General features: G+C 38.9%; 20 protein-coding genes. 9 read left to right on the top strand and 11 right to left on the bottom strand.

Annotation, left to right across the window (positions count from 1 at the left end; genetic code table 11):
• Nucleotides 1-90: 90 nt before the first annotated feature.
• Entirely contained in the window at nt 91-321 is a 231-nt protein-coding gene (locus ABFU83_RS02510) for a hypothetical protein (protein ID WP_347068664.1), read from the bottom strand.
• Nucleotides 322-625: 304 nt separating this feature from the next.
• Here ABFU83_RS02510 and ABFU83_RS02505 point away from each other — a divergent pair, with 304 nt between their 5' ends.
• The 3 genes from ABFU83_RS02505 (at nt 626) to ABFU83_RS02495 (ending at nt 3,074) form a co-directional block, all read left to right on the top strand.
• Entirely contained in the window at nt 626-970 is a 345-nt protein-coding gene (locus ABFU83_RS02505) for a helix-turn-helix transcriptional regulator (protein ID WP_347068663.1), read from the top strand.
• Between the two features lie 191 nt (nt 971-1,161).
• Nucleotides 1,162-2,526: a DNA recombination protein RmuC gene (gene rmuC, locus ABFU83_RS02500; protein WP_347068661.1), complete on the top strand. Its 1,365-nt coding sequence runs from the start codon at nt 1,162-1,164 to the stop codon at nt 2,524-2,526.
• A 2-nt stretch (nt 2,527-2,528) separates the two neighbouring features.
• Nucleotides 2,529-3,074, top strand: coding sequence for an acyl-CoA thioesterase (locus ABFU83_RS02495; protein WP_347068660.1), 546 nt, complete (start codon nt 2,529-2,531; stop codon nt 3,072-3,074).
• Between the two features lie 175 nt (nt 3,075-3,249).
• Here ABFU83_RS02495 and ABFU83_RS02490 read toward each other — a convergent pair whose 3' ends face one another.
• Genes ABFU83_RS02490 through ABFU83_RS02480 form a run of 3 tightly spaced genes read right to left on the bottom strand, consistent with a single transcriptional unit; the run spans nt 3,250 to nt 5,958 of the window.
• Nucleotides 3,250-4,152 carry a T9SS type A sorting domain-containing protein gene (locus ABFU83_RS02490; protein ID WP_347068658.1) on the bottom strand — a complete coding sequence of 301 codons (903 nt, stop codon included), beginning with the start codon at nt 4,150-4,152 and terminating at the stop codon, nt 3,250-3,252.
• A 6-nt stretch (nt 4,153-4,158) separates the two neighbouring features.
• Nucleotides 4,159-5,070 (bottom strand): T9SS type A sorting domain-containing protein, encoded by a 912-nt coding sequence (locus ABFU83_RS02485; protein ID WP_347068656.1) that lies wholly within the window; start codon nt 5,068-5,070, stop codon nt 4,159-4,161.
• Between the two features lie 6 nt (nt 5,071-5,076).
• Complete coding sequence (locus ABFU83_RS02480; protein WP_347068654.1) at nt 5,077-5,958, bottom strand: T9SS type A sorting domain-containing protein; 882 nt, start codon at nt 5,956-5,958, stop codon at nt 5,077-5,079.
• Nucleotides 5,959-6,309: 351 nt separating this feature from the next.
• On the opposite strand from ABFU83_RS02480, the gene ABFU83_RS02475 reads away from it, so the two are divergent.
• Nucleotides 6,310-7,437, top strand: coding sequence for a hypothetical protein (locus ABFU83_RS02475; protein WP_347068652.1), 1,128 nt, complete (start codon nt 6,310-6,312; stop codon nt 7,435-7,437).
• 39 nt (nt 7,438-7,476) lie between these two features.
• Nucleotides 7,477-9,489, top strand: coding sequence for an FG-GAP-like repeat-containing protein (locus ABFU83_RS02470; protein ID WP_347068650.1), 2,013 nt, complete (start codon nt 7,477-7,479; stop codon nt 9,487-9,489).
• Between the two features lie 77 nt (nt 9,490-9,566).
• On the opposite strand, the gene ABFU83_RS02465 is transcribed toward ABFU83_RS02470, so the two are convergent.
• Both ABFU83_RS02465 and ABFU83_RS02460 read right to left on the bottom strand, forming a co-directional pair.
• Nucleotides 9,567-10,445, bottom strand: coding sequence for a DUF5777 family beta-barrel protein (locus ABFU83_RS02465; RefSeq protein WP_347068648.1), 879 nt, complete (start codon nt 10,443-10,445; stop codon nt 9,567-9,569).
• 60 nt (nt 10,446-10,505) lie between these two features.
• Nucleotides 10,506-10,901 carry a hypothetical protein gene (locus ABFU83_RS02460; RefSeq protein ID WP_347068646.1) on the bottom strand — a complete coding sequence of 132 codons (396 nt, stop codon included), beginning with the start codon at nt 10,899-10,901 and terminating at the stop codon, nt 10,506-10,508.
• 89 nt (nt 10,902-10,990) lie between these two features.
• Here ABFU83_RS02460 and ABFU83_RS02455 point away from each other — a divergent pair, with 89 nt between their 5' ends.
• The gene (locus ABFU83_RS02455) at nt 10,991-11,356 is read left to right on the top strand and encodes a hypothetical protein (RefSeq protein ID WP_347068644.1); all 366 of its coding nucleotides are present in this window, start codon (nt 10,991-10,993) and stop codon (nt 11,354-11,356) included.
• 14 nt (nt 11,357-11,370) lie between these two features.
• On the top strand, nt 11,371-11,916 hold the full coding sequence (locus ABFU83_RS02450; RefSeq protein ID WP_347068642.1) for a YceI family protein: 546 nt from the start codon (nt 11,371-11,373) through the stop codon (nt 11,914-11,916).
• Between the two features lie 52 nt (nt 11,917-11,968).
• On the opposite strand, the gene ABFU83_RS02445 is transcribed toward ABFU83_RS02450, so the two are convergent.
• From ABFU83_RS02445 to ABFU83_RS02425, 5 genes are all read right to left on the bottom strand, one after another.
• Nucleotides 11,969-12,502, bottom strand: coding sequence for a hypothetical protein (locus ABFU83_RS02445; protein ID WP_347068641.1), 534 nt, complete (start codon nt 12,500-12,502; stop codon nt 11,969-11,971).
• Nucleotides 12,499-13,188, bottom strand: coding sequence for a peptide chain release factor H (gene prfH, locus ABFU83_RS02440; RefSeq protein ID WP_347068639.1), 690 nt, complete (start codon nt 13,186-13,188; stop codon nt 12,499-12,501). Before prfH ends, ABFU83_RS02445 begins: the two co-directional genes overlap by 4 nt.
• Nucleotides 13,167-13,790 (bottom strand): hypothetical protein, encoded by a 624-nt coding sequence (locus tag ABFU83_RS02435; RefSeq protein ID WP_347068637.1) that lies wholly within the window; start codon nt 13,788-13,790, stop codon nt 13,167-13,169. The genes prfH and ABFU83_RS02435 overlap by 22 nt, the downstream gene beginning before the upstream one ends.
• 8 nt (nt 13,791-13,798) lie before the next feature.
• Entirely contained in the window at nt 13,799-15,190 is a 1,392-nt protein-coding gene (locus ABFU83_RS02430; protein ID WP_347068635.1) for an RtcB family protein, read from the bottom strand.
• A gap of 195 nt (nt 15,191-15,385) precedes the next feature.
• On the bottom strand, nt 15,386-15,580 hold the full coding sequence (locus ABFU83_RS02425) for a hypothetical protein (RefSeq protein WP_347068633.1): 195 nt from the start codon (nt 15,578-15,580) through the stop codon (nt 15,386-15,388).
• Nucleotides 15,581-15,750: 170 nt separating this feature from the next.
• Here ABFU83_RS02425 and bshC point away from each other — a divergent pair, with 170 nt between their 5' ends.
• Together bshC and ABFU83_RS02415 are read left to right on the top strand one after the other, a co-directional pair.
• A complete protein-coding gene (gene bshC / locus ABFU83_RS02420; RefSeq protein ID WP_347068631.1) occupies nt 15,751-17,340 on the top strand; it encodes a bacillithiol biosynthesis cysteine-adding enzyme BshC in 1,590 nt (529 codons plus the stop codon).
• Between the two features lie 90 nt (nt 17,341-17,430).
• Nucleotides 17,431-17,850, top strand: a complete 420-nt coding sequence (locus ABFU83_RS02415) for a nucleoside-diphosphate kinase (protein WP_136403285.1) — start codon at nt 17,431-17,433, stop codon at nt 17,848-17,850.
• The last annotated feature ends 77 nt before the right edge of the window (nt 17,851-17,927 follow it).

Genomic DNA, 17,927 nt, shown 5'->3' with positions numbered 1-17,927 from the left:
GCACAATTTTACACTATTGCATATTACAATGCATTTATACGATTATAAATGCGATGGTGTGCAATCGCTATTTATGCTACGATGCTCTTTTTACATCTCCTCCCAAGTATAGGTTGGGCAATAGTGATGTGTAACACATTCGATTTGTATACTTACACATTCTCTTCTTGTTAACTTAACACCACAAGGCTCCGGATCGGTCCATTTCACTTCCGTTGCAAAACTTGCACATGTTTCGTTTGTTCCACCACCCTGGATGTTTGCTTTTTCCTTATCCGTTAAAACGGAAACTACTTTCTTTTTTAAATTTAATCGTTTCATTATATAATAAATTTGATTGGTTGCGGTATATGAAATGGTATTTACCTTTTTAAAAACGTTATTTTCCGTTTAGCAAAAACATAAAAAAACAACGCATTTTGAACCATAAAAAAAATAAATGATTCGCATTTAACATCATACAGAATCTTGTTTTTTTCAAATTTAAGAAGTTAAAAAACAGGTTCTTATTCGTTTTAAGGGTAATTTTACCCGTTTTTTATAGGATAATATTTATTTTTTATATTTTTAAGACCTAAAAAAGAGTAATTAAATGAATCGGACTGTAGGAGCAAAAATTCGCCATTTGAGAAAAACACGAGGTTATTCACAGGAAGAAGTTGCCGAAAAACTTAATATCTCCCAATCGGCTTATGCCCGTATCGAAAACGGAGAAAGTCAGTCGTGGGCTTCACATATTGAACAACTAAGTACGATCTTTGATGTAAAGCCCAAAAGTTTTTTATCCAAACAAAAAGAAGGCTCTCCCATTAAAAAACAAAAAAGTAAGCTACAACTGCAGGATACACTAATCGCTCTGGACGAAGTGTACCAAAAGCTAATCGAACAATACGAAAAACGCCTGCAAGAAAAAGACGAACTGATCGCTTTATTAAAACACGGACTGGAATCCAAAAAATTATTACCGTAATAGCTTTTTAGGGATTCTTATTGATCTCTCCCAATATCCTAAAAACACTTTCCTTTTTTATACGGATTTCCATACCGGTATCTTATCTTATTTTGATCAATTTTATCCCGTTTCGGCGGAGCTTCTTTTTTTTGTGTTCCTAAAAAACAAATAGCTACTTTTACAAAACCATTACATAACAAAAACAAACGATGTTACAGACACTAGTTTTACTCGCCGCATTTATCTTAGCATTGGCAATCGGAATCTATCTTGGAAAAGCCTTATTCAGTGCGCGTTCACAATCGGAAAAATCGGGATTGGAAGAGCGCATTAACGGTCTGTTAGTACAACAGGAGCAACTCAAACAACAGTTTTTACAGGAACGCGGTCAGTTTGAGCGACAACTGGCATCAGTTCAGACCGAAAAGGAAAACATCCGTAACGAAAAAGAAGCACTGGCCATACAGCTTTCCAAAAAAGAAGTCGACTTTGAAAACCTTTGGGAACGCAACAAAGAACAGAAAGAGGAAGTAAACCAGTTACAGGAAAAATTCACCAAAGAATTCGAAAATCTGGCTAATAAAATCCTGGAAGAAAAAACCAATAAGTTTACCGAACAAAACAAAGAAAACTTAAAAAACATACTATCGCCATTACAGGAGCGTATTCATTTATTTGAAAAGAAAGTTGAAGACACCCATAAAGAGAGTATCGACTATCACGCTGCTTTGCGCCAGCAAATTCTAAATCTGCGGGAAACAAACGAACAGATGAGTAAAGAAACGCTAAACCTGACCAAAGCATTGAAAGGCGATAGCAAAATGCAAGGAAACTGGGGCGAATTGATTTTGGAAAAAGTACTGGAAAAATCAGGATTGGAAAAAGGGCGCGAATATGAAGTACAGCAAAGTTTTGTAACCGAAGAAGGTAGTCGCGTACAACCAGACGTTGTGATCAACTTACCGGACGGTAAAAAAATGATTGTGGATTCCAAAGTATCCCTTACGGCTTACGAACGTTATGTAAACGAAGACGATGAAACAATCCAGATTCAATATCTGAAAGAGCATGTTAACTCGATAAAACGTCATGTTGAGCAACTGGGTGGTAAAAACTATCACGATCTGTATCAGATGGAAAGTCCGGATTTTGTATTGCTATTTATCCCGATGGAACCTGCTTTTGCGATCGCTTTAAATGAAGATGCCACCTTATACAATAAGGCTTTTGAAAAAAATATTGTCATCGTAACGCCATCGACCTTATTAGCGACTTTGCGTACCATCGACAGTATGTGGACCAATCAGAAGCAACAGGAAAACGCTTATGAAATTGCCCGTCAGGCTGGTGCTTTATACGACAAATTCGAGGGCTTTGTAAACGATCTGATCAAGATTGGTAAAAAAATGGACGAAGCCAAAACGGAATACCAGGGCGCGATGAACAAGCTTGTAGACGGAAAAGGGAATTTGATCACCAGTGTTGAAAAATTAAAAAAGATGGGAGCCAAAGCCAAAAAGGCATTACCCGAAAGCATCTTAAACCGTGCTAACAACAACGACTTAACCGAATAAAGATGAGTACCGAACCTAAAAAAATCAGCTCTTCGCGAATCAGCATTTCCGAACTGATGTTGCCATCGCATTCCAATTTTAGCGGAAAAATACACGGCGGCTATATTCTGTCCTTAATGGACCAGATTGCTTTCGCATGTGCTTCGAAATATTCGGGTCGCTATTGCGTAACCGCATCGGTTGATACCGTTGATTTTTTAAATCCTATAGAAGTAGGCGAATTGGTTACCTTAAAAGCTTGCGTCAATTATGTAGGCCGGAGTTCTATGGTGGTTGGCATCCGGGTTGTATCGCAAAACATTCAAACCGGAAAAATAAAACACAGTAATTCGTCCTATTTTACGATGGTAGCCAAAGATGATCAAGGAAATACTGTAAGTGTGCCGAAACCTATTTTAAACACACTTGATGAAGTTCGGCGTTTTTACGATTCCATCCGGCGCATTCAATCTAAGAAAGAACATCAGGATCATATCAGTCGTTTTGACTATACTTCTCCGGAAGCTTTAGACAAGTTATCCGATTATGGTGTAACATTGGTCTTATAACAAAAGGGGCTGACTCACTTTTGAGACAGCCCTTTTCTGTTTTGAATGATTGACAACAAAATACCTTAAAACCTGTTTCCTACTAATTTATTGTCAGTTATATTTAAATTTTAACGCATTATTCTTATCCTAAAAAATAGCGTTTTGACTTTTGAGACAGCTCCTTTTTTTATTTCTATGTTTTAATTAATTTCTCATAGGTTTGCGTTCCATCGTTATGTATTACAGTTCCAAAATAAACTCCCTCAGGAAAAACAGACAGATCGATTATATCCATCGCACTCTTCAACACCAATTGTCCACTTAAATTATAAACCAAAACAACAGCAATCTCTTTCGGGGTCTTTATTCGAAAAATACCATTTGATGGATTTGGAAAAATCGTTGTGACAACAGTATAAGCATCCAATTCCGGTATCCCTAATTTTACTTTCTCACCTTCAATACTATACGCTGTAGAATTTACATAACCATAAACCCATTCCGTATCACCGCTTTGCCATACCAGTGTATCAAATCCGCCACCATCACCATCGTGCCAATACCAAATTTTATCTTCCGGCAAACCATCGGTAGCCACAACCGGAGCAAAAGCCAGCCAATAATAATTATTGTTTGCTTCCAGAACTAATTCTTTACCGGCCAGAACCAAGTCAACTGAAACAATAATTTTCTCATCCTCAATCCTTTTTAACAATCCAGGATTGGTATCATCCAGATAAAAATGAGCTAAAGAAGTACCCGAAAACGGAATTTTAAACCTATCGTCATAAAGGCCCTTATCAAAAACAAACACATGCACTCCTTGTATAAGGGAAATATCTCCGGGAGCCGTTTTACCCATTTGTCCTACAAAATTAAATCGGGTGATTTTACTGTTATGTTTAATATAAAAATTATCCGCCAGGATTTTCTTTTGGGTATTCGTAACTGTTGAAATATTATCAACAAAACGATGCGGCTTAGTATCAGGATAGTTTAAAAACGTCGAAACCAGCACTTCCCCTTCTTGTGCCTTCAATAGCGTAATAGCAAGCAGCATGCAAAACAACAACAATCGACATCTTATTCTTTTCATTTTATTTTAGATTTTAATTAATTTTTCACGAACCTGTGTACCATCATTACAAGTCACAGTCAAAAAATAAATTCCTTTAGGAGAAGCCGACAAATCAACAGTTTCCGACCGGTTCTGCAACACCAATTGCCCGTTTCCATTATACACCGCAACAGAAACAATCTCTTTTGGTGTACTAATTTTAAAGATATCGCAAGACGGATTGGGATATACCGTTAGTACAGCTGTTTGCATATCTAATTCAGAAATTCCTAATACCACTTCTTTACCTTCGATACTAAAAGCCATCGTCCTCGGGCTACCACTTCTAATAGGACTCCATTTTGTATCACCATTATTCCATTTTCTAACATAATAACTAGCACCACCTCCTTCATACCAATACCAGACGCTATCAGCCGGCAAACCATCGGTAGCCATAACAGGAGCAAACGCTATCCAATAAGAACCTGATTCCAAAATCAGTTCTTTTCCAGCCAGATCCAAATCAACCGAAACAAGAACTTTCTCTTTCTCAACTTTTTTTAATAAACCTGCGTTGGCATTATCCAAATAAAAATGGGCCAAAGAAGTTCCTGAAAACGGAATTTCTTCATGTTTCCCATCGATCTCCTCAAATATATTCTTAAAAATAAATATATGTACCCCTTTAATCTGCGACATATCCCCTGGAGCAATTAAGCCAATATGTCCCACAAAATTAAACCGGCTAATCTTACTCCTTTTCCTCAGAAAACAATTATCCGTCAGTACTCTTTTTTGAGTATTACTAACTGTTGAGATACTGGCGGCAAAATCATCTAATTTTTTCACATCATCTAAAGTTGAAAATATTACCTTTTCCTGAGCATTTAATAAATTCACCACAAACAAACTACAACAAAGTGCTACCCAATTTTTCACTTTTTTTATTTTCATTTTATTTTAGATTTTAATTAATTTTTCACGAACCTGTGTACCATCATTACAAGTCATAGTCAAAAAATAAATTCCTTTAGGAGAAGCCGACAAATCAACAGTTTCCGACCGGCTCTGCAACACCAATTGTCCGTTTCCATTATACACCACAACAGAAACTATCTCTTTTGGTGTACTAATTTTAAAAACATCATACGAAGGATTAGGATACACCTTTGCAGTAACGGTTTGTATATCCGATTTTGAAATTCCCAACGTTACTTTTTTACCTTCAATACTAAAAGCTACGGATCCAGAACCTGTTGATGACCAACCGCCATTGTCCCAGACTACTGCTTCGTTGCCGAAATCGGTTCCCGGAAACCAGCTCCATACTTTATCGGGTGACATCTCCTCTGTAGCAATTATCGGCGCAAAGGCAATTCCATATGTTCCCGCCTCAAGTATCATATCAAATCCGAGCGATTTTATATCGATACTAATTATAACCTGATCTCCTTGCTGTATTATTTTCAATCCCGGAGCATACTCCCGTATCAGCTCAAAATAATTCAAACTGCTTGCTTCAGATAATGGCTGACCAGTAGTAAACGCTCTAAGAATATACAACCGTACTCCTTTAATTAATGCTATGTTTTCGGGCGTTGCTTTTCCGAGTTGCCCAACAAAATTAAATTGAGTGATCTGACTCTTTTTTGACAATTTAAAATCATCCATTATAATCAACTCCCTTGTATTCGTAACTGATGATACGTTTGGCTCACGTGGCACTGGCTTCCTAACCTCGTCCATTGTTGAAAACAATACTTCCTGTCCATAACCAAAAATAACCTGCAAACAACAACACAGCAGTACTAAATATCCTTTCATTCTCATTACTCTTCTCATATCCAAAATATTGAAATCGTTATTCAACTAAATTACACAAACTTAGTAGCAACGGCGAAGACAATTCAACATGCAAAACAGACAAATAACTCTATTTTATCATTGCTCAAAATAGTGGACAAAAAGCGAATACCTCTTTAAGTCATATTATTATTCCATAACACTATTGGAGCCAATCTGAGCTAACCGGACAAAAAAGAAACATCCTATAAACAAATCATGACAATAACTTAATAACAAATATTTTTAACAAAAAAATTAATATTTTTTAAAATTATTGTTAATTAAAGATTAATTAGCCAATTCTACTATATTTGTTAGACAAAACATAAACATTTGATTAACAATTATATGAAAAAAAATTACTTTTCCCCTACACTACTACTATTAATGGGGCTTTTTGTATTATTTTCCTGTCAATCCGACAACGATGAATACACAGAAATTACCCCAACACCTACTACTCCGACAGGCACACCCGTTTCGGCCGACTTGTCACAAGTTCCTTATCCCAAACTTTCAGACTATCATTTTTTTACCGGAGCGCTAAAAAACAACACCCCAAATGATCGCGTATTACCTTATGAAATTGCCAGTGGACTTTTTACCGATTACGCACATAAAAAACGCTTTGTATGGATGCCGGAAAATACCAAAGCAGTATATAACGGCGATGGAAAAGTAGTAACCTTCCCGATTGGGACAGTTTTGATCAAAACTTTTTATTACGATAATGTTCAACCGGAAAATAAAACACAGATCATTGAAACCCGATTAATGATCAAGAAAGGTGTCGACAGTGAAGGTGTCGATCAGTGGATCTTTGCCAATTATATCTGGAACGACTCTCAAACCGATGCCGTACTTGACATGAACGGCAGTTACCGTTCACTAAGCTGGATAGAAAATGGACAGACCAAGTCAACAAATTACCGAATTCCTTCATCAGTAGAATGCCTTACCTGTCATAAAAAAGATGAAAAAGCGATTCCGATAGGACCTAAACCGCAAAACCTCAACATTGTTTACAACTATACCGATGGTGCTAAAAATCAGTTAACAAAATGGATGGAACGCGGGATGCTTCAATCCGGTTATCCGGCCAACATTACCAGTACCATCAACTGGCAAGACACTTCGAAACCACTGGAACTACGTGTACGTTCCTATCTCGATATCAATTGTGCACACTGTCATTCTGAAAACAGTCATTGCGATTACCGTCCGATGCGTTTTGCCTTTAGTGAAACCTCGAATCCGGTCAATCTGGGGATTTGTGTCGAGCCACAGGAATTTATCGACAATGATCTGACACATATTGTAAGCCGCGGTAAGTTTCAGCGTTCAATGCTACACTTCCGATTACAATCGACCGACGAGGCCAATCGTATGCCGTTACTAGGCCGTACCATGGCACACGAAGAAGCCGTACAGATGATCGAACAATGGATTAGTTCGCTCAATCCAACCTGCCCTTAACCTCTAAATCTAATATAATAACCAAAAAACCAAAACGACATGAAAAAAATTACCTTATTGCTTTTATTGTTGGGATATGTAAACCTACATGCCCAAACCACTTGTAATAATGCCCAGACAATCGGTCCCGGGCAATATTCCGTACCGTTTATTTCAGGTACCAACCTCCCTTCTATACAATGTTTACCGGGAAATCCGATTTTTGGTACAGCCTGTGAATGGTATTCCTATACTCCTACCGCTAATTATTCGGTAACGGTAACCACCGATTTACCGGGCAGCGTAGGTCGTGACACCCGTATTAACGTTTATAAAGGTACCTGTAATTCGATGATTTGTGTAACCAGTGATGATGATAGCGGTAGCGCGAATACCTCAACCGTTGTTTTCGAAGCTGTACAAGGCAACACTTATTTCATTGTTTTTGATAACAGATGGGACAGTATCGGTTTTGATTTCCTCTTATCACAAGCAACACCAGGAACCAATTTAATTAGTTTTTCACAAATGCCCCAACCGCTTACCGGTTTTACCTATAAAAATTGTGTAGTCGATATGAACGGTGATTACCTTGACGATATTGTTGGCGTGGGTAATAACCAAATGCGGATTTTGTATCAGTCCTCAAACGGAAGTTTTACCGGTACCACTTTCCCGTTAACCGGAGCAAACAATCAACCGTCGTGGAGTATCGCAGCCGGTGACCTTGATAAAAACGGGTATAACGACCTGATTTTCGGAGGCGGAAGCGGTGCTTCGTTTATTAAGGCCAATACCAATGGTACTGCTTATACCGCTCAGTCTTTTTCACAATATATATTCTGTCAGCGAACCAATTTTGTAGACATCAACAACGACGGAAATCTGGATATTTTTGTTTGCCATGACGTTAATCCAAACGTATATTTTATGAACGATGGTAACAGCAACCTTACCTATCATCAAGGCGGAATGGGTGATCATCCACAAGGTGGAAACTACGGTTCCATCTGGATTGATTATGATAATGATGGTGATCAGGATTTATTTATTGCTAAATGCCGTGGCGGAAATATTTCTGCCAGTCTTAACGAATTACACCGTAACGATGGAAATGGTGTGTTTACCAATGTAAGTGTACAAGCCGGCTTATCCGACCCAATTCAAACCTGGTCTTCGGCCTGGGGCGATTTCGACAATGACGGCGATATGGACGTTTTTGTAGGTGCCAGTTCCAATACAAACGGTATGCACAAACTGATGCGTAACAACGGTGACGGAACTTTTACCGATGTTACGGCTGGTTCCGGAATCCCGTTGCTAACCAATTTAGGACAGGAAAATGTAGCGCACGATTTTAATAACGATGGCTATATTGATATTTTCGGTCCCGGAAACACAATCCTGTTTAACAACGGCAACATGACCTTTACGCGTCAGCCGTTAGGAGGTATCACCAACGGACCTATCGGAGATTTAAACAACGACGGTTTCCTTGACATCCAAAACGGAGACAATGTTTTCCTAAATAATGCCAACTCCAACAAGTGGTTAAAACTTTCCTTAAAAGGAATCCAAAGTAATGCAAACGGAATCGGAGCCAGAGTCGAAATCAGCGGACCATGGGGTAAACAGATTCGCGATGTTCGAAGCGGTGACGGTTTTAGAAACATGAGTTCTTTAAATGTACATTTCGGACTGGGAACGGCTACACAAATTACTCAGGTGGTGATCAAATGGCCTTCAGGAATTGTAGACACTTATAACAATGTCAATCCTAATCAACATCTTGTAGTTATAGAAGGAAACACACTGCTTAGCACCGGAGACCACAGCAAAGACTCTTTTGTAATTTATCCGAACCCATCCCATGATTTTATCAAAATACAGCTGGATGCAACAGGTGCTACTGCCGACAAAGCGATTTTCTATGATATCACAGGACGTATTGCTCTAACAACGGCTATCGAATCCAATCAGATTGATGTTCGTACTTTAGCAAAAGGAACCTATATCCTATCTATTGAAAGCAATACCGGAGAAAAACACAGTACAAAATTCATCAAGAATTAAAAAATAAGGGCTGTTCAACAACAGCCCTTTTCTGTATTGGAAACCTGTCGGAAATTATAACCGGCAGGTTTTTATTTTTAAAATACCCGAACCAGGTTAAATCCAAAAGATATCTCGCCTTTTCCCCAGTCGCCTGTAGTCTGCCCGAGAAAGCCTGCTTCATTCATCGCTCTGGAATTGGTAAAATGCATTTGAAAAACGTGTCCTCCCGTTTCCAGATCCACACCAACGGATAGCGGATTCGTAAACACGGAATTTTTAGCCCGGTTAAGATGTGCGGCATAATCCATATTAACCGACCAGCGTTTGGTTAGCTTATAACGCCCACCCATCCCCAAAGCAAACTGATCGTTCGATTGCGGATTAGGTGTGATCACATTATTATTTCCATCCAATATATCCCGGATCGTATTTTCATGGAAATAGGTTGGTGCTAATTCCAGCGAAAGCCGTTCGGTAAACTTTCTGGAAATCAATAATTGCGTCACATAACTCAATCGGTTATCAAATTTCAGGTTTGGAAAATCTTCTTTTTTCATTTCAGTATTGATTGCCAAACTGTTAAATCCGACCAAGGTTACCGGAAATCCTTCTTTTTCCTGTGCCATTAACCGATATTTCAGCGCCATTTCGTAGGTTTTCTGAAAACCACTACGGGAAACATGAGCTGTAAGCCAATTGGTCACCCCGTAAGAAAACTTGATTTGCGTATTGGCATCATCCATTCCGAAAAAATCTTCAAACCCATGTTTGACATATCCAAAACGGTGTGCCACTATAAAATAGAAATCGCCTTTCGCGGCAAGTTTTGTCGATTCAAGGTTCACGATTTTTAAGGACTTAAATACCGATTCCACCCGGTTATCTGTTTTTACCGTGTCGATTTCCGACAACAGGTCATTTTGAGCCGACGCGCAAAAAGGGAGCAAGAGTAAAGAAAGTAAACTTTTTTTCATATAAGGTGTTTAATTGGATTCGTTATTTAATTAAATATCGTCATTGGAAATCGGTTACCCTTATTCCACTATGGTACATTGGTCCATTTTAAGTTCGCCCAGTAAATCGTCATAACCAATAAACCGGCCTTTCACTTTGATGTTGGACAAAACCATCAACTCTCCGTTTTTGACTTTATCTTTTAACACAGCAAATAGTTTTTCATCGATGATAACCGAATTGGCTTCCAGATCAACACTACTGATTTTACCATAGACTTCTATTGTTTTATCAAGATATTTCTGATTGGCTTTGGCCTCATCGACTTTAAATTCATCAAAAATAGAATTGGCCGTTACGAGATAACTCTCTTTTTCCGAGGCAATATCGCGATGCCCTTTGTACAGATAGGAGTAACCGGCAAAGCCCAGCAATACCAGTACAATCAAAATTAACACTATTCGTTTTCTTTTCATAAATTTTTAATTTAATAAATGTAAAATTAACGATAATTCATTTTATAAATTAAATTTTAATCATAACTTTAACCATATAATAAAGTAAAATGAAAAAAAGCTACCTATTCCCCCTTTCACTCAGTTTATTAGTACTGACCGGTTGTACGAACGATACCGATTCCGACCTTATCGACACCAGTAACAATACCGAACCGGTTACCTATACTAACACGGTGAAAAGCATTATCACCAACAATTGTATCTCGTGCCACGGAACCATACCATCGAACGGGGCCCCAATGTCGTTAACCTCCTATGCCGATGTAAAAAACGCCGTTTTAAACCGAGGGCTGATCGATAGAATATCCCGGTCTCAGGGAGCAGACGGTATGATGCCCTTGGGCGGCACGCGTTTACCGCAAAGTACAATCAACAAAATAATCGAATGGAACACTAACGGTCTTATCGAATAATAAACCCCTGAATCATGAAACGTATCCTATACCTTCTCGCCGCCCTGCTCTGTACTTTTACAGGGCTACAGGCACAAAATAAAAAGGTCACCAAAACCGGAGAAATCAGCTTTGAAGCATCGGTTCCCGCTTTTGAAGAAGTAAAGGCCAAAAGCCGTAATGCCACATTTGTACTCAACACCGATACGGGTGAAATCGCCAGTTTGGTACTGGTTAAAAGTTTTCGTTTTAAAATTGCCTTAATGGAAGAGCATTTCAATGAAAATTATATTGAGAGTGATCGTTATCCGAAAGCAACCTTCAAAGGAAAAATAGATGATTTTAAAATGAACTCCCTAACAGATGCGGCCAAAGATTATTCCATACGCGGTAAACTCGAAGTACATGGCAAAACAAAAGATGTTGTTATTCCGGCTAAAATCAAAAAAGTGGGTGACGACATTGCCATTCACGCTGATTTTAATGTTACAGTAGACGATTTTGCTATTGCCATTCCGAGTGTAGTCAGTAAAAAAGTTTCTAAAAACGTAGCCGTCAGCTTTGACTGCACGCTAAAATAAATTTCCGACGAAAATCATAAAAAAAGCTCCCATAAAGGGAGCTTTTTTACAATTACTTTTTCTTCTTTTTCGCTTTCGCTTTCTTTTCTTTTTTACCTTCTGACAATTCGGTTTTTTCTTTTAATCGTTTTTCCGTATCCGAAATATAATAATGTAAATCCGAATTATAGGCGTTTAACTTTACTTCTTTCAGTACTTCTTTCGCATCTTTAAAAGCTCTTTTTCGTTCCAACAGGCTCACTTTTTTCAAAAGAATTTCAGCTTTATTACAACCTTTAATGGTTAGTGCGAAATCGATTAATTTCCCGGCCTGATCAAAATCTTCGTTTTGCAACAGCGTATCGATAAAATACGGATACACTTCCAAAGCATACAGGTTTTCGGCCAATGCCTGTTCAAAATAGGTTTTCGCCCCTTCGTAATCGTAAAGTTGTTCGGCATGAAGCCTGCCTAAAAGGCAGAGTGCCATGGTATTTTGGGCGTCATACGACAAAGCGTATCCCAATGATTCCACGGTTTCTTCCAGATAAGACGGATAGGCATCCATAGCCTGAAACAAAAACTTATCTAATTTATCTGTTTTCATTCGATGTAGTTTTTCAAGTTATTCTTTAGTTGTTGTCGTGTGGCACTATAATTTTTCGCCACGTTTTGTTTTTTAAAATCGGTTCCACTGAACACGCGTTTGGGATTCCCTCTAACAATATTGAGTTGGTTTTCCCATTTCTTATCGACCTCCTTTTTTAGTAATGCTAATGTTGCTTCTTCCAGTTTCTGAACAAGGCGTTCGGTTGCTGTTTTTTTATTCTGATGTTGCGAACGGCTATCCATCGCCACTACGCTGATTCCCGTTGGAATATGCGTAGCCCGAACGGCCGAGCTGACTTTATTCACATTTTGTCCGCCGGCTCCGGAACTTCGCATCGCCTGATACTTTATATCTACATACGAAATTTTCGGTACGGCAGATTGTACTATTTCGAAAATTCCGATAAACCAGTTTTTCCGTTTGTGCATTTTTCGAAACTGACTGGTCCCAATCCATTGTATCGTTCCGATCCAGGAATCGACAAAAACTGCGCTATCCTTTCCTTTAACAATAAGCGTTGCTGTAGCCACCGTTCCGTTTTCCTGTCCCGGTTCCCTATGTAGTATCTGCACTTCCAGTCCTTCCGATCGCGCCTCTTCCATTATTCTTTTAAGCACCTGAGCCACAACCCAGGTGCATTCTTCCGGACCTCTTCCGGATGTTATTTGTATGATTTTTTCCATTCTTTAATCACTTTTAATAGTTTATCCCGGTTGCGGGCATCTTTTACAAACTTCGGAAGACTCGCCACCAGTGTTTTTCCACCGTTATACTGACTGTTTCGCTCCCGCAAACCTGCAGCGATATACGCTTCCAAATAAGCAATATGTGCTTCATTATATGCCCAGAACACATTCCCCCTTACGGTTTTCTGATACCATAATTCGGTATTAAAACACCATTCTCTGGCATTATTCTCATCTGTTTTAAAATACAACTGTACTTCGGTAATTCTCGGTACAAATTCTTTTATCTGGTTACAACTCGTGCACTTTACTTTTATTTTTTGCGGTTTCTCATTCAAAAGCTGCGACTCGTATTTTACTTTTTCAACATTGTTACAACAATACTGATTTACGGTTGCTTTATATTTGATCATCGCACTTTCTTCGAGATAGAGATAACAACCCGGGCATTTTAAAATCCCAATCGGATAACGCTCGTATTGATCCTTTTCGGAAAACACTCTTTTAACAGTCGCTTTTGCCCCGCATTGCGGACATTTTACCTGAAATTCATTGGCAAAATGGTGACTTCTTTTATTTTCGTCCTGAAATCGTTTCATCGTTATTCTTATTTATCCATTCGCACGATTTTAGGCGTAAACGTCCCTAAAACGGTAACCAGTTCCTGTTGATTCGCCATCACTTTAGTGATATCCTTATAGGCCATTGGCGCTTCATCGATATTACCGCCAATCAGGTTTACTTCGTGCTTTTTAAGTTCTTTTTTGATATCACTCTGCGTAAACATCGTTTTACATTTGGCTCTTGAAAACACTCTTCCGGCACCATGTGACGCCGAATTAAGACTTTCCGGATTTCCTTTTCCCATCACGATATAACCCGGAGCGGTCATCGAACCGGGAATAATCCCTAATTGCCCTTCGGCTGCCGGAGTAGCCCCTTTGCGGTGTACAATACATTCCTTTCCGTTGTGTATTTCTTTCCACGCAAAATTGTGATGGTTCTCAATGGTCACGGCCACTCTTTTCCCCAATATCTTCGCTATACGCCGGTGAATATCCTCATGACAAGCCTTCGCATAATCGCCAGCCAGATTCATCGCCATCCAGTATTCCTGACCATCATGCGTATTCAGATCCAGCCACGCCAACTGTTGCACATTTTTAGGCAACGGACATTGTTTTGTCGCCAGATAGGTATATTGTTTGGCAATATTCGCACCCAATCCACGGGAACCACTATGCGATAAAATGGCCACATATTCGCCGGGTAGAAGCTTCCATTCCGGTAACGACGTTTCAATCTTTACGATTCCGAATTCCACAAAATGGTTTCCGCCACCGGAAGTTCCCAATTGTTTATAGGCTTTATCCAACAAGCCTTTTACAAATGGAATATCCTTAAATTCCGGTCGGTAAAAAATCTCATGATCGGCTTTAATCTGATGCGTTTCATACATTCCGAATTTGGTATGCTCGGCCAAAATGGCTTCCAATTGTTGGGTCCTTCCTTTTAGAAAAGACGCCGGTAAATCGAAAATAGATAAACTCATCCGACAACCAATATCAACACCCACACCATAGGGAATCACTGCATTTTCGGTGGCCAGTACACCACCGATCGGCAAGCCATAACCGGAATGCGCATCCGGCATCAAAGCGCCTGCTACGGAAATGGGCAACTTTAGCGCATCGTACAACTGGAACTTTGCCTGTTGATCAATTTCATTTTCGCCAAAAATTGAAAACGGTGCACGAGTCGTATTGAGTTGTTGCATCCGCACCTGTACCGGGTTGATCAACCCTTCGGCTACCTTTCCCCACGTACCGTGATTTTTGAATTTTTCCGGAAACAGCAATACTTCTTTTGCCTCCGTTAGAATACCTTCTTTTTTCTCTCTTTTTCTATATCTGTTAATTTGCCCCAAGGCAATATTGATGCTATTATTTTTAGGAAAGCCTAATTTGATCAGGTCCTTCCCGGATAATTTATTTCCCATTGTTTGATTCTTTGATTTTTTTTGGAACGCAAAACAACGTGCTCAGTAATCCAAATGGGTCACTGATTTATTTTGCAAAACATTTTATCCGTATTCGGATAAATAAAGGGCTAAACCGGGAGCTTTAAAGTAAAGTATACAAAAAAGCCCGAAACTTGTTGTCTTCGGGCTTTGTTATCTTGGAAAGTAATTTTTCTAGGATAAAACAAAACCACGAAGAACAGCTACACCACAATTTGGTGTCACACTGATAGTAGATGATTGCAATACAAACATTTTTCTTCGTTTTTTAAAGGTTATTAATTTTTCACAATGCAAAGTTTGTAAAATGTTTTCGACATTTCCTAATATTTTAAACCCTTTTTTAATTTTGATCACTAAATCACTCATTTTCAAAATTATAATTTGTTTTTTCTGATACAAATCACGCGCGATAAACCGTCATCAAAGCGCCCGACAATCGATGCTTTAAAAAATTAACAATAACTTGGGAGATTCGAAAGCGATTATATCTACCTTTATTTTTCAAAAAAAACATACCTATATAATTATATCCTATTATGCCAACTGACTGTATCAGCTATCAAGAATCCAATTATTTTTCCCGGTTAATTGTCGATTATTTAGATAAAAAAACAGAAACACAGTCCTTATACCATCGTTTTCCCACCCTGGAAAATTTCGGAAGTCAAATTGACGAAAAAGCGGCACATTTTAGTACGACTCACAGAAATACACTGGTAACCGTTTTGGAAAAACAGTATACCTCGACAGCTGCTTCGGAAGCGACACTTCAAAATATCGCCCTGTTAAAAAACGGGAACACTTTTACCGTAACCACCGGACACCAGTTGAATCTTTTTACAGGACCTTTATATTTCTTATATAAAATTGTATCAGCCATCAATCTGGCTAAAGAATTAAAAGCCGCTTATCCGAATCATCATTTTGTGCCGGTATATTGGATGGCGACAGAAGATCATGATTTTGAAGAGATCAATTATTTTAATTTCAGAAATAAAAAAATAAAATGGAACCGCAACAGTTCCGGTCCGGTTGGTCGGCTTTCGACCGAAGGATTGGATAGTGTTTTTGATGTTTTTTCGAAAGAACTTGGGATTGGCAATAACGCTGAATTTTTACGTCAGCTGTTTAAAAATGCCTATCTGAAACATTCGAATCTGGCTGATGCGACGCGTTACCTGGCCAACGAATTGTTCCAAGAGCAAGGATTAGTGATCATCGACGGTGATTCCGAAGCGCTAAAACGAGAATTTATTCCGTATGTAAAACGGGAATTGCTCGAACAAATCGCTTTCGAGAAAGTAACCGAAACGGCTGCTTTATTAAAAACCTACAACATACAGGTTAATCCAAGAGAAATCAACCTTTTTTATATTGAGGACGGATTGCGGGAACGCATCGTTTTCGAAAACGGTGGCTACATCGTAAACGGAACTTCCCGTCGGTTTACTACCGAAGAAATTCTGGATGAACTGGAACGTTATCCCGAAAAATTCAGTCCCAATGTGATCATGCGTCCGTTATATCAGGAAGTGATTTTACCCAATCTGGCCTATATTGGTGGTGGTGGTGAATTGGCCTACTGGTTGGAATTAAAATCCTTTTTTGAAGCTTCGAAAGTTCCTTTTCCGATGTTGGTATTACGAAACTCTGCAGTGCTTGCAACACCAAAACAGGCACACAAAGCAGACCAATTAGGACTAACCTGGGCCGATTTGTTTCAAAAGCAACACGAGCTGATCGATGCTAAAACCAAAGCCCTTTCAGCCTTTACGCTGGACTTTTCGGAACAGAAAGCACATCTGGAACAGCAATTTTCCAAATTACGTGAAATAGCTGCCCAAACCGATGCTTCATTTATGGGCGCGGTAGCCGCTCAGGAAAAGAAACAGCTAAAAGGATTGGACAACCTTGAAAAACGATTGTTAAAAGCCGAAAAACGCAACCATCAGGAGCAATTAAGCCGTATTACAGCACTACAAAATGAATTGTTCCCGAACCTGAGTTTACAGGAACGGACGGCCAATTTTTCGGAATTTTATCTGGAGAACGGTTACCATTTATTAACCGAATTATACCGCGAATTAAAACCATTGCAGCAGGATTTCCCGGTATTGATTTTATAAAAGAACAACAATTCTTCGATACAAATAAAAAAGATAACGTATTATTCGGCTTAAAAATACTATTTTTGCGAAAAATTTAAACAAAACAAAATGGCAACGAATAGAACATTCACTATGATTAAGCCTGATGCTGTTGAAAAAGGACACATCGGAGGAATTATTAACATGATTACTGAAGCTGGTTTCAGAATCGTATCGATGAAATTAACACAATTAACAGTAGCGGATGCTCAAAAATTCTACGCTGTTCACAGTGAAAGACCATTCTATGGAGAATTGGTAGAATTCATGTCAAGAGGTCCTATCGTAGCTGCAATCCTTGAAAAAGACAACGCAGTAGAAGCTTTCCGTACTTTAATCGGAGCTACAAACCCTGCTGATGCTGCAGAAGGTACTATCCGTAAAAAATATGCAACTTCTATCGGGGAGAATGCAGTACACGGATCTGACAGTGATGAGAATGCTGCTATCGAAAGTGCTTTCCACTTTGCAGGAAGAGAAGAATTCTAATAATATACATATTATTTTCGAAAAGCCGTTCCGTTTGGAACGGCTTTTTTTGTGTCCGCATCTTTCCTTTTCCGTAA

The organism is Flavobacterium sp. WV_118_3 (genome assembly GCF_039778605.1).
Taxonomy (GTDB): Bacteria; Bacteroidota; Bacteroidia; order Flavobacteriales; family Flavobacteriaceae; genus Flavobacterium.
Note: the sequence above shows the minus strand (reverse complement) of the source record. Positions and strands in the feature narration are given on the sequence as shown.

Bases quoted from the DNA above. Each gene is read 5' to 3' on its own strand.
- ABFU83_RS02510 (WP_347068664.1), bottom strand. From the start codon at position 321: ATGAAACGATTAAATTTAAAAAAGAAAGTAGTTTCCGTTTTAACGGAT.
- rmuC (WP_347068661.1), top strand. From the start codon at position 1,162: ATGTTACAGACACTAGTTTTACTCGCCGCATTTATCTTAGCATTGGCA.
- ABFU83_RS02495 (WP_347068660.1), top strand. From the start codon at position 2,529: ATGAGTACCGAACCTAAAAAAATCAGCTCTTCGCGAATCAGCATTTCC.
- ABFU83_RS02490 (WP_347068658.1), bottom strand. From the start codon at position 4,152: ATGAAAAGAATAAGATGTCGATTGTTGTTGTTTTGCATGCTGCTTGCT.
- ABFU83_RS02485 (WP_347068656.1), bottom strand. From the start codon at position 5,070: ATGAAAATAAAAAAAGTGAAAAATTGGGTAGCACTTTGTTGTAGTTTG.
- ABFU83_RS02480 (WP_347068654.1), bottom strand. From the start codon at position 5,958: ATGAGAAGAGTAATGAGAATGAAAGGATATTTAGTACTGCTGTGTTGT.
- ABFU83_RS02475 (WP_347068652.1), top strand. From the start codon at position 6,310: ATGAAAAAAAATTACTTTTCCCCTACACTACTACTATTAATGGGGCTT.
- ABFU83_RS02470 (WP_347068650.1), top strand. From the start codon at position 7,477: ATGAAAAAAATTACCTTATTGCTTTTATTGTTGGGATATGTAAACCTA.
- ABFU83_RS02465 (WP_347068648.1), bottom strand. From the start codon at position 10,445: ATGAAAAAAAGTTTACTTTCTTTACTCTTGCTCCCTTTTTGCGCGTCG.
- ABFU83_RS02460 (WP_347068646.1), bottom strand. From the start codon at position 10,901: ATGAAAAGAAAACGAATAGTGTTAATTTTGATTGTACTGGTATTGCTG.
- ABFU83_RS02455 (WP_347068644.1), top strand. From the start codon at position 10,991: ATGAAAAAAAGCTACCTATTCCCCCTTTCACTCAGTTTATTAGTACTG.
- ABFU83_RS02450 (WP_347068642.1), top strand. From the start codon at position 11,371: ATGAAACGTATCCTATACCTTCTCGCCGCCCTGCTCTGTACTTTTACA.
- ABFU83_RS02445 (WP_347068641.1), bottom strand. From the start codon at position 12,502: ATGAAAACAGATAAATTAGATAAGTTTTTGTTTCAGGCTATGGATGCC.
- prfH (WP_347068639.1), bottom strand. From the start codon at position 13,188: ATGGAAAAAATCATACAAATAACATCCGGAAGAGGTCCGGAAGAATGC.
- ABFU83_RS02435 (WP_347068637.1), bottom strand. From the start codon at position 13,790: ATGAAACGATTTCAGGACGAAAATAAAAGAAGTCACCATTTTGCCAAT.
- ABFU83_RS02430 (WP_347068635.1), bottom strand. From the start codon at position 15,190: ATGGGAAATAAATTATCCGGGAAGGACCTGATCAAATTAGGCTTTCCT.
- ABFU83_RS02425 (WP_347068633.1), bottom strand. From the start codon at position 15,580: ATGAGTGATTTAGTGATCAAAATTAAAAAAGGGTTTAAAATATTAGGA.
- bshC (WP_347068631.1), top strand. From the start codon at position 15,751: ATGCCAACTGACTGTATCAGCTATCAAGAATCCAATTATTTTTCCCGG.
- ABFU83_RS02415 (WP_136403285.1), top strand. From the start codon at position 17,431: ATGGCAACGAATAGAACATTCACTATGATTAAGCCTGATGCTGTTGAA.